Annotated in this window: 7 protein-coding genes and 1 tRNA gene; 3 read left to right on the top strand and 5 right to left on the bottom strand. The window is 40.5% G+C overall.

The genetic code is table 11. The annotated features are described in order from the left end of the window. Window positions 1-49 precede the first annotated feature (49 nt). Window positions 50-2,566, bottom strand: coding sequence for a family 20 glycosylhydrolase (locus B3139_RS04170; RefSeq protein WP_293880072.1), 2,517 nt, complete (start codon window positions 2,564-2,566; stop codon window positions 50-52). A 140-nt stretch (window positions 2,567-2,706) separates the two neighbouring features. Here B3139_RS04170 and B3139_RS04165 point away from each other — a divergent pair. Next, window positions 2,707-2,778 (top strand) — tRNA-Glu (locus tag B3139_RS04165). 203 nt (window positions 2,779-2,981) lie between these two features. After that, complete coding sequence (locus B3139_RS04160; RefSeq protein ID WP_293880070.1) at window positions 2,982-3,620, top strand: carbonic anhydrase family protein; 639 nt, start codon at window positions 2,982-2,984, stop codon at window positions 3,618-3,620. Between the two features lie 118 nt (window positions 3,621-3,738). Here B3139_RS04160 and B3139_RS04155 read toward each other — a convergent pair whose 3' ends face one another. The 3 genes from B3139_RS04155 to prfB form a co-directional block, all read right to left on the bottom strand. After that, window positions 3,739-5,040, bottom strand: a complete 1,302-nt coding sequence (locus B3139_RS04155) for a nucleotide sugar dehydrogenase (protein WP_293880068.1) — start codon at window positions 5,038-5,040, stop codon at window positions 3,739-3,741. A 34-nt stretch (window positions 5,041-5,074) separates the two neighbouring features. Then, window positions 5,075-6,520, bottom strand: a complete 1,446-nt coding sequence (locus tag B3139_RS04150; protein WP_293880066.1) for a glycosyltransferase — start codon at window positions 6,518-6,520, stop codon at window positions 5,075-5,077. 420 nt (window positions 6,521-6,940) lie between these two features. Next, window positions 6,941-8,024 (bottom strand): peptide chain release factor 2 gene (gene prfB, locus B3139_RS04145; RefSeq protein ID WP_293880361.1). Its coding sequence is split into 2 segments (ribosomal slippage): window positions 6,941-7,963 and window positions 7,965-8,024, totalling 1,083 coding nucleotides; the frame shifts between segments, so codons are not numbered across the junction. A gap of 215 nt (window positions 8,025-8,239) precedes the next feature. On the opposite strand from prfB, the gene pgi reads away from it, so the two are divergent. Further along, window positions 8,240-9,907, top strand: coding sequence for a glucose-6-phosphate isomerase (pgi, locus tag B3139_RS04140; protein ID WP_293880064.1), 1,668 nt, complete (start codon window positions 8,240-8,242; stop codon window positions 9,905-9,907). A gap of 167 nt (window positions 9,908-10,074) precedes the next feature. Here the strand turns inward: pgi and B3139_RS04135 are convergent, their stop codons facing one another. Beyond that, window positions 10,075-11,991: a heavy metal translocating P-type ATPase gene (locus tag B3139_RS04135; protein WP_293880062.1), complete on the bottom strand. Its 1,917-nt coding sequence runs from the start codon at window positions 11,989-11,991 to the stop codon at window positions 10,075-10,077. Between the last annotated feature and the right edge of the window lie 67 nt (window positions 11,992-12,058).

Here is a 12,058-nt window from a genome sequence, read left to right as displayed (position 1 = left end):
TAACCATTAGTATTGATTCAAAAGTACCCTATAAATAGATTAGGGTAAACTAGTAGCTGATCACATCACCGGATCGTCCTTTGGCGTCATATACTTTAAATACGTATTTCTTTCCAGTCTGGAATGGTATCGGGCCATTCACTGTTTTGGATTTTTGTGTTGGTGTACTGCCGTTGTCGCTATAATAGACTTTAAAACCAGGATAATCGGTATTGATAAGGAGTTGGTTGCCCTCTTTCTTAATTCCAATTTTTGGAAGTCGATAAGTATAGCCTCCATTTATCCTATCCAGTTTTCTCAATTCATCCTCGCCTAGCTTTTTGATAAAGGCAGTATACGATCTGCGATACGTAGCTTCGTCAAAAGAATTCCCTTTTTCCCAAGCTTGTTCTGGGGCCCAGGCGCGGTCAGCAATCGCAATTAAACGTGGAAATATCATTTCTTCGAGACGTTGGTCAGTAGCGATCTTTTCTGACCATAAAGCACCTTTGATCCCGAGGAGATTTTTCTTCCCTTCCGCTGTAAGCTGTTCTTTATTGGTGTATGCCTCTGGTTTAAAGTCTTTTCCCGTATCATCCTTTCTTAAGTTGATAAAGAAATTTTCAGGGGAGAAGGAATAAGTTCTATTCAGATTGACAGTGCCTACCCAACTATGTCCTGGATCTGCAAAGTCACGATCCCATGACATATCCAGGTAGTTATTTGCTGCACTCGTATAAACAACTTTATAGCCAGCATTGGCCAATCGATAGGCGAGGTCTTCCTGTCCTTGTCCGGGTAGATTGTTCCATACATTTAAATGGATGCCTGATTTTCCCAGATCCGCATTTACAACCATGCCATTGCCTTTGTTGCGCATGCCCATCTCTTCCCATCCCGACATCGTCAGTCCTTTTTCTTGAACCAGGGCATTAATCTTGGAAATATACAGTGGCCATACGTCGAGTACATTTGCGATATTATTTTCCTTCATAAAGGCCAATATTTTCGGCGATTTCTCCCAAACACCACTTGGAGTCTCGTCACCTCCCAAATCGATAATTTTCAGTGGAACCCCTGCTTGATCGTGTATCGCTTTAATTTCATCGATCACCTTGCTTAGGAAGCGGTATGTTGAAGGTAGCGCTGGGTTCATAACGTTATCATTCCAGTTTTGTGCAGAATTGTAAACGGATTTGTCTTCTGCATCATCCAGTAAATATTCTTCTGCCTTTTGCTGATCGCCAAGTTTTGAGTAATGGGCAAAACGTGCACGCATGGCTTTGATCGCTGCGCGAGCATGGCCGGGGGTTTCCACCTCTGGAATCACATCTATGTGTCTTTCCTGAGCATATTTTAAAATTTCGATGTAGTCGTTCACACTATAGAATTGATGCGGCTTGGCTGTCGCTCCAGATCCATAAGCAGGTTGTATTGCTTTACCGTCTTCAAAATTAGCCGAACGGTTGGCTCCGACAGCTGTGAGTTCAGGTAGGGATGGAATTTCCAGTCGCCACCCTTCGTCGTCAATGAAGTGAAAATGGAACTTATTCAACTTATAAGCAGCCATAAGATCCAATATTCTTAAAACCTCGGCCTTACTATGAAAATTACGGGCAGCATCCAGCATAAATCCACGGTACCCATAACGTGGGCTATCTTCAATATTGCTGTGCGGTAAAGCAATGGATTTTGTAGCTTTATTCCACTGATCATGATTGATTAATGATTTTAAAGATTGAATGGCATAGAAAGCACCAGCTTTATCTGAAGCTTCTATTTTTACACCATCAGCAGTAATCGATAATCGATAGGATTCGGGCTTTAAGGTGTTAACTTTTACGATTTCAATACCGCGCTGCGGGCTAGTTGAAGCCGTTAGCTTAATACTTGAATATGTTGAAAAGAAATCTGTCAGGAATCTCGCTTCGCTAGCAAATTCATTATCTACAAAAAGTTTTGTACCTGTTGATAAATTAAACTTTTCGTTGATGTTGACATTAATGTGGCTTGGTAAGGGGATGATACTTTGTGCGGTGACACCTTCTACGAGCTTGTTTTGGTCGTATTTATATGCGAAGTAGTCTGTTTTTTCAGCTTCTGATTGAGGAGCAGTTCTAACAGCAGAATAATCTGAAATAGTGGTGGCAAGCCCAGTCTGGTTATTTTTTAGATATAGACCAATGGGGCCATCTGTGTAATTGACTAGCCCCGTCGTTATAAAATCGATGTGGACACTATCCTGAGCTTGCAATACAAAGTTGTTTTTCTTAAAGCTTACCTGAAAAAGATCGCCGTTTCGGTGGTCTATTGCGAAACGTTTGTCGACCTTGTCGGGATCAATAGATCGGATAAAATTAAACCAAAGGCTCCAGTCGTTGAGTTGAACAGCACTTTTTCCTTTGTTTTTTAAGATAATGGTGGATACCGGGTTTTTACGGATATGCTGTCCTTCCTGAACCCTCCAGGTGAGTTGCAGCTGATCTGCGATTGCTCCCGTTTTTTGGGCATAGGCTTCCTGACTTAATAAAGCCAAGCCCAGTCCAGCATAGAGTAGCGGTTTTTTAATTTTTTTAAAATTAGTCATGTTGGTTACTTTTTCAATGACTTTAAATATAGCTATTCTAGGGATTTTAATCATCTATTTCAAAAAAAATGAATAAAAAAAACAGAATAATTTTGACAGATTTATAAATATTTCTATATTTGCACACCGAAACAAAAATCGGCCCGTTCGTCTAGGGGTTAGGACGCAAGATTTTCATTCTTGAAACAGGGGTTCGATTCCCCTACGGGCTACGAGTCGAAAGATTAAAAATTAAAAAAGCTTGCAAATTATATTGCAAGCTTTTTTGTTTATAGCACTTTTATTAAATCCTTTACTTTATTTTCGCACTATAGTGCGGTGGAAAGAACCGTAAAAATTACACGTATTTAGCCCTGTTGGTAATTAAAATGTAACATATTAATTTTACTTTTAATATTCCAAATAATAAAATCTTATGAAGGCACATACGTACGAAACACAATCGACGATTACACCGGAAAAGGCATTGGATTTCTTGAAGGAGGGAAATCAACGCTTTGTTAATAACCTAAAAGCAAACCGCGATCTTCTGGAACAGGTGAACGCTACTCGCGAAGGGCAGTGGCCATTTGCTGTCGTGCTGAGCTGCATCGATAGCCGCACATCAGCAGAACTTATATTTGATCAGGGATTGGGCGATATCTTCAGTATTCGTATTGCAGGAAATTTTGTCAATCAGGATATTTTAGGTTCGATGGAATTTGGTTGCAATGTAGCGGGCTCAAAACTTGTTGTTGTGCTTGGTCATACCAAATGCGGGGCATTAAAAGGAGGATTAGATGCTGCGCAAATCGAAGGAATGGGGATGGATAATCTAAACCACCTAATTAATCATTTTGATCCAATCATCAATGAAGTGATAGACGAGGGTGAAGAGCGTTCGTCAAAGAATAGTGAGCTGCTTGAAAAGCTCAATCAACAAAACATTAAACATGCGATTAGAGACATCCGTAGACAAAGTTCGACACTCCGTAAATTAGAAGAAGAGGGTAAAATTAAAATTGTGGGAGCAAATTATGATGTTGAAACCGGTAGCGTAAGCTGGTTATACTAGCTGGCCGCCGGTTTTTTATGATACTGAGTAGAGTAGCGCCTTATCTAACTAATGGAAGGTTAGATAAGGCCAACTTGAATTGAAGTTGAACTATTCAACGATCTTCTGCAAAAATTTCTTACAATCGTGCATCTACCAATTTTCGATCAAGTATTCCCTTGATATCAAATACAACAGAATTCTCTTTTTTCAGGTTGCTGAGGTCTAAATGTAAGAATTCTCTATGGCCTACGGCGAGTATAACAGAATCATAGTCACCAATTTCTGGAAGAGTTGATAATAATTCAATATTGAAATGTGATTTTACTTCCTCTACATTCACCCACGGATCGTAGGCGTCTACCTTTAAACCGAACTCTTGAAGGTCGTGGATCATGTCAATAACCTTACTATTTCTTATATCAGGACAATTTTCTTTGAATGTAACACCTAATACCAAAGCTTTGGCTCCATCAAATTTGATGTTTTTCTGAATCATCAGCTTCACAACTTTTGAAGCAATGAAAGAAGCGATCTGATCGTTCACCTCCCTTCCAGATAATATAACGTGTGGATGATAACCCAGTTGTGTAGCTTTTTGAGCAAGATAATAGGGGTCTACCGATATACAGTGCCCACCGACTAATCCTGGCTTGAAGCGGAGGAAATTATATTTTGTGCCCGCTGCATCCAATACATCCTGCGTATCTATACCTACACGATCAAAAATCAGAGCAAGCTCATTCATAAAGGAAATATTAACATCGCGCTGAGCATTTTCGATCACCTTGGCAGCTTCTGCTACTTTAATTGAGGGCGCTAAGTGGGTTCCGGCCTCAATAATTTTTTTATATAGTCCATCCACTGCTAACCCCGCTTCCGGAGTGCTTCCTGAGGTTACTTTGACCACTTTCTGAAGCGAGTTAACTTTATCGCCCGGATTAATCCTTTCAGGAGAATAACCAACATAAAAGTCTTGATTGAACGTTAATTCCGAATATTTCTCCAAAACCGGTATACATTCCTCTTCCGTACAACCAGGGTAGACTGTGGATTCATAAATAACTAGATCTCCAGCAGTTAATAATTCGCCTATCATTTTTGATGCTCCGATCACTGGCGATAGGTCGGGTGAATTATAGCGGTCTATGGGAGTTGGTACAGTAACGATATAGACATTTGCATCTGCAATGTCTGCGGTTGAGCTACTTGCATCATAGCCCTTACTTTGGTTTGACGTAGCATATAAATCTCTAACGCGAGCCAATTCTTTTTTATCGGTCTCTAGTGTACGGTCAACTCCCTGCTTAAGTTCCTCAATACGTGTTTTATTGATGTCAAATCCAATCACCGGGAAAAAATCTGAAAATGCTATTGCTAATGGCAACCCAACATAACCCTGGCCGATGACGGCAATCTTTTTTACCTGAAAATCTCTCATATATAGCTATAAATATACGTTCTTTGCATTAATTTTATCCCCTTGTCAACCAACCTCTACGTCCTGCTGTTGCTATCGCATATGGTGTAATCCAAAATAAACTGAAAGCATAGAATATACTGTAGCTATAAGCCCAGAAAGCTTCTTTGGCGTTTGCATTTTTAGAGGCAAAGAAATATGCCTGGATACTGGAGAATATCAAGATACCAACCAATGTTGAACTTAAGAACATCAGTGGATAATGAAATACAGTCCACAGCATAAGCAACAGCATTGGATAAGATAACAATACTTTTTTCCATTGCATAAGCAATAAGATACGCGCCCCCCATTTAGGACCTTGACGGAAATTCTTAAATGCGAATTTACTCATGGCGATGTTCTCGCGAACGTTGCTTCTTTCCCAACGGATAAACATCTTGTATAGATTTTTATAACGTACAGGTGTGTCTGTGTAAACATATGCATTTGATTGAAATAAGACATGATATCCTTGTTTCAAAATCATATTGGTCATCGCACGATCTTCACCGATATCAGAAGGCTGCCCCATAAATGTTTGGTTGATCCAATCTTCTAAACAGTTCATGACAGCTTCTTTGCGGTATCCCGAAAGCGCTCCTGGTGTACACATCACAGTACCTAGCATACTTTGTGCAGAACGTACAAATTCGAAGCTAAATACGAAGCTAACATTTAGCATACGTGGAATGATCGCTTTTTTGGTATTTAGTACACGCACATTTCCAGCTACTGCCCCACATTCCTTGTTTGTTACAAACGGGCTTGCCATATTACGTATGGTGTCTTTTTTTACAATAGAGTCACTGTCCACTGTAATAAAGATCTCTCCTGTTCCTAACTTAAAACCACGGTATAAGGCATGTCTCTTACCCATATTCTTAGGCTGTTTGTAAATCTCAACACGCTCGCCCAGTTCCAATTTGGCACGTTGTATCCATTCAAAAGTATTATCCTTACTACCGTCGTCAATCGCAATAATTTGCAGCTTTTTTTCTGGATAATCGCTGCTTGCTAAACTATGTAATGTATCATAAACCAGTTGTCCCTCATTATACGCCGGCACAATAATAGTACACGTTGGCAATTCTTCATCAGACACCGATGCTATTGGCTTGTATTTACGGTGAAGTACAATCAGAAAAATCAAAAAGCTGATTGCAATAACGGCAAGAAGTATACCGAAACCGATCAAAAATGTTCCTCCAATACTATCTAAACGTTGGAAACGTAACGCATCAAAGTCGGGCTGAAGCATATATACGCCAAAGACCGACGCAAATAAAATGAAAAATGTTGCTCCAACAATACCATACTCTTTAGGACCAAAGTTACTTTCTTCCTCTTTGCGAACTTTATTTTCAGATCGCTTTTCTGCTGCATTTACATCGTATACAGCAGGCTGCCATTGCTTGGTCATCTGCTTGGATACGATCGAGTTTTCTTTCATGTAATTCATAACCGTTCTATTTTAGATACACATTCGTTTTTTCAATCTTTAATTTAATATCGCTTTCGATATCTTTTGTAATGAAAATATTACGATTCCATAAACGCAAAACACATGCCTTTATTTCATGCCAAAAACACGATGCAATCCATAATTGTAACGTTATTGATACAAAAAGATTATATGTAAGACATTGGTTATTAGTTGTTTGATTTCGAATTGTAAAGGAAATTACTTAAAATGTGACTTCATTCTAATGAATGGATTTTTAAGATTTTTTAACATTTGCTATCTTTTTGTTAAAGGAAATTGACAGTTTTTGTCACTAACTGTGTAGCAAAACGGCCACCATTATAATGGAAAGGAGAAGGCAAAAAAAAAGACGCTCGCTAATGCGGGCGTCTTTCAAATGATCAATTTCTAATTTCTTTATCCGCCAAATTCCATCAGGTAATTTTTCAGAAAATCATTGAGATCACCGTCTAACACAGCTTGTGTATTGGATGTTTCGTAATTTGTCCGTAAATCTTTAATTAACTTATACGGATGTAGGACATAGTTTCGAATTTGGGAACCCCATTCGATTTTCTTTTTGTTTCCTTCAATAGCAGCTGTAGCTTCTTGGCGTTTACGCATTTCAATCTCATACAACTGTGATTTCAATAAACGCATCGCATTTTCCTTATTTTGTAATTGCGATCTGGATTCCTGATTCTTAATAATGATGCCCGTGGGTTTGTGGTGTAATCGAACTGCGGTTTCTACTTTATTTACGTTCTGCCCACCTGCACCACCAGAGCGGAAAGTATCCCATTCAATTTCAGAATCCTTCACATCGATCTCAATATTATCATCGATCAAGGGGTAAACGTAGACTGATGCAAAAGAGGTATGGCGTTTTGCGTTAGAATCAAATGGGGATATCCGAACGAGCCTATGTACACCATTTTCTCCCTTGAGGTAGCCGTAAGCAAAATCACCGGATATCTGCAGGGTAACACTCTTGATGCCGGCTACATCACCTTCCTGAGAATCTTGCTCGGTTACTTTATAACCATTTTTCTCGCCCCACATAATATACATCCGCATCAGCATGGCAGCCCAGTCGCAGCTTTCAGTACCGCCTGCACCGGCAGTAATCTGTAAGATTGCATCCAGCTGATCCTCTTCAGCACTAAGCATATTTTTAAATTCGAGCTCTTCGACTTTTTCTAAGGCGAGTTGATATTGTTCGTCCACTTCCTTTTCGCTGGCGTCGCCCGATTGGTAGAATTCATACATGACATAGGCGTCTTCAACCGCCGCTGCAACTTCGTCGAAGTGGTCTGTCCATACCTTTTGGGTTTTTATGGCCAGAAGTATTTTCTCTGCCGCTTTGGAATCGTCCCAAAAGCTTGCTTCAAGCGTAATCGCTTGATCTCTCTCTATTTCTTCTTTGCGTGCATCGATGTCAAAGATGCCTCCTCAGGGAAGTCACACGATCCCTCAAGTCTTGAATTTGTTCTTTTGTCATATCCGCTAAAGTATAAATTTTAATTAATAAATTCATGCCTCTGCCGAAGAACTTAACGTTGAATATCCGTTGGTAAATAGGGATATGTGACCTTTTTTTTTTAGTTTTGGTATTGTCAGCAGAATAAACCTTCATGTGAGGATCTACACTCGGTGTATTATAGCGATCTAGAAGACTTTTGTTGACGTTTAAAACAAATATTTTAGTAAAAACAGATGTTTCCAAAAATTAACTTTACACAGACGCAAGCCTATAAGGATCTCACCCAGCATTTTGGATCTTTATTTGGGCCATATAGTAATGATTTCAAAGATTTACGCCAACTTTTTGCAGAAGATCCTGCACGCTTCGATAAATTTTCAATAGCATTTGAAGATATTCTTTTAGATTATTCCAAGAATAGCATTACGCAAGACACGAGAGCACTCTTGGTGCAGCTAGCTAAAGAATGCGGTCTTGCTGAGGCAATAGGGGCGATGTTTTCGGGCGAGCGTATTAATGTCACCGAGAATAGGCCCGTGTTACACACGGCCTTGCGGAATCAATCTGATCAACCCGTTTACGTGGATGGTCAAGATGTGATGCCTGATGTTAAACGTGTATTGGCGCAGATGAAAGCTTTCACAGAAAACATCCTATCTGGTCAGTGGAAAGGATATACGGGCAAAGAGATTACCGATGTGGTCAATATCGGCATTGGCGGTTCAGATCTTGGTCCCGTGATGGTAACAGAGGCTCTTAAGGCTTATAAAACACGTTTAAATGTACATTTTGTTTCTAATGTGGACGGGACGCATATTGCTGAAACTTTGAAAGCTGTAGATCCTGAAACCACGTTATTTCTGATTGCTTCAAAGACGTTCACCACACAGGAAACAATGGCCAATGCCCATACAGCCAAAGACTGGTTTTTGGCAAGTGGCGCTCTTGAGGAAGACGTCGCTAAGCATTTTGCGGCATTGAGCACCAACACACAAGCAGTACAAACCTTTGGAATAGATACTCAAAATATGTTTGAATTTTGGGACTGGGTTGGCGGACGTTATTCGCTTTGGTCTGCAATAGGTCTTTCTATCAGTCTGGCAATAGGTTTTGACCGTTTCGAAGAGCTGCTAAAAGGTGCCTACGATGCCGATGTTCATTTCAAAGAAACTGCTTTTGAATCCAATATTCCGGTCATATTGGCTTTGCTTGGCGTATGGTACAATAATTTTTTTAAATCCGAAAGCCATGCAATTCTTCCCTATGATCAATATCTACACCGTTTTGCTGCCTATTTCCAACAAGGGGATATGGAAAGTAATGGAAAATATATTGATAGGAATGGCGAACAAGTGCAATATCAGACCGGCCCAATTATCTGGGGTGAGCCCGGTACAAACGGACAACATGCATTCTATCAATTAATCCATCAGGGAACCAAGTTGATCCCATGCGATTTTATTGCACCTGCAAATAGCCTTAATCCAATTGGAAATCATCATCAATTGTTACTGTCCAATTTTTTTGCGCAGACCGAAGCGCTAATGAATGGTAAAACAGCGGAAGAAGTGGTTGCCGAATTAAAGAAAGCTGGGAAATCAGATCAAGATATAGAAGCGCTTAAAGCTTATAAAGTTTTTTCGGGTAATCGCCCGACGAATTCCATCTTATTGAAAAAAATGACTCCACGCACATTGGGAAGACTTATTGCATTTTATGAACATAAAATCTTTGTCCAAGGTGTGATCTGGAACATCTATAGTTTCGATCAATGGGGCGTTGAACTAGGTAAACAGTTGGCCAACCAAATCCTTCCGGAATTAAATGATGACAACACGGTGTCAAGCCATGATTCTTCTACCAATGGATTGATCAATGCCTACAAGGCTTGGCGGAATTAAAATTTCTTACTCGATCTGAAGTAGATCATGGATGAAACATAGGAAGCGGGGCTGTTCAACTTTGGACAGCCCCGCTTTTTTTAATTATGGATGTATTCTACTACAGTATTTTTCAGTGCTCTAATTTCTACAAGTGTTACGATCTAATTTTTTGGATAACGTCATTTTCATACTTTTTTATGCTGTATTCTTATAGCATTCAAAATCGCCAAAAGGGCGACTCCCACATCCGCTATGACCGCTTCCCAAAGTGTTGCAACACCACCGGCCCCAAGGATCAAAACAATGACCTTTACGCCCATTGCCAAGATTACATTCTGCCAGACAATATTGCGGGTTATTTTTCCGATTTTGATGGCCGATAAGATCTTGTTGGGCTCATCGTTCTGGATTACGATATCAGCTGTCTCTATCGTCGCATCAGCGCCGAGTCCACCCATTGCGATGCCTACCTGTGCTAATGCAACTACTGGAGCATCATTTACACCATCACCGGCAAAGGCAACATGGCGTCCTTGATCGAGCAGTTGCTGTACATGGCTAACCTTATCCTCAGGGAGGAGGTCGCCATATGCCTCGTTTATCCCCAGCTCTTTGGCTACCATGTTTACTACCGCTGTTTTATCGCCAGATAACATGACCGTATAAAGACCTTGCGCACGCATTGCCTGAATAACGGCCTTCGATCCTGCTTTAATCCGGTCTGCAACGGTTATATAACCGGCATACTTGCCATCGATGGCAAGCATCACAATGGAATATACCATTTTCCTCAAATCATCCGGGTAGCTAATGTTGTATTTGTCCAATAGCTTGCTGTTGCCTGCTAGTGTTTGCTTTCCATTCACCGTGGCACAAAGTCCATGGCCTGCAATTTCCTGAATATTTTCCGTTTTTAGGGCTGTGCTGCCTGGATTATAACTGGCTATCGCCTTCGCAATGGGATGTGTGGAATGTACCTCTATCGCTTTCGCATAATCCAATAATTCTTGTGGCTCTCCATTGACTGCAACAACCTCCGTTACTTCAAATACACCCGCTGTGAGTGTACCTGTTTTATCCATTACTACAGTATCAACTGCGGTAATGGCATCGAGGAAGTTGCCTCCCTTAAATAATATTCCGTTTCGCGAGGCTAAACCTATTCCGCCAAAATAACCCAAGGGGATAGAAACAACTAGGGCGCAGGGGCAACTAATTACCAAGAAGACCAAACTCCGGTAGAACCAGTCCTTAAAACTATAGTCTTGCACAAAGCATAGGGGCACAATAAGCACCAATAGCGCAAGACCAAAGATTATGGGGACATATACTTTAGCAAATTTGGCAATAAACAACTGCGTTTTGGATTTACGCGCTGTAGCATCTTGTACCATTTCGAGGATTTTGCTCAACTTGCTATCCTCAAATTTGTTGGAGACCTCGATTTCTACAACCGTTTCCAAATTAATCATCCCCGCAAAAACCGTTTCACCCCTATATTTTGTATCAGGTTTACTCTCTCCCGTCAAAGCGGCGGTATTAAATGCGGCTTTTTCTGTATTCAACTTACCATCAAGAGCCACTTTTTCACCCGCTTTTACAAGGATGATTTCGCCAGTTGTGACAGTCTTTGGGTTTACCTGTTGCTGTTGGCCATTTCGTAATACAGTAACGGTATCGGGACGGATATCCAAGAGTGATTTGATCGATTTCTTGGCATTGTCTACGGCAGTGTCCTGAAACCATTCTCCGATTTGGTAGAATACCATTACCGCAACACCTTCTTCAAATTCTCCAATAGCGAATGCACCTAATGTTGCCATAGTCATCAAAAAGAATTCATTAAAAACATCAGCCCTTTTTGCCTTACGGAAAGCCATCAGGATAACAGGTATTCCCGCAAGCAGGTAAGCGATGCTATTTAGGGCTAAACTGATGCCAAACGGAAGAGTGATCTTGAAAGCATATTTCAATAAAAGTAAAGTAAGCAGGATGACAAGAGCGATGAGCAACTTGCTCTGGGCAATCCACCAAGGCTGCTCCTTTGTGGTAAGGGAGTGCTCTTTTGTGGCATTGCTATGCTCATGGTTGTGTTCACACATATATCAGCGTTTCTTTTTAAAAAATTAAATTTAACGATTTCTGCCGTAAATAGCGAGAGGAATGCGG

The organism is Sphingobacterium sp. UBA1498 (genome assembly GCF_002325125.1).
Lineage (GTDB): Bacteria > Bacteroidota > Bacteroidia > Sphingobacteriales > Sphingobacteriaceae > Sphingobacterium.
The sequence above is the reverse complement of the archived record's forward strand: the minus strand, read 5'-3'. Positions and strand labels throughout refer to the sequence as shown.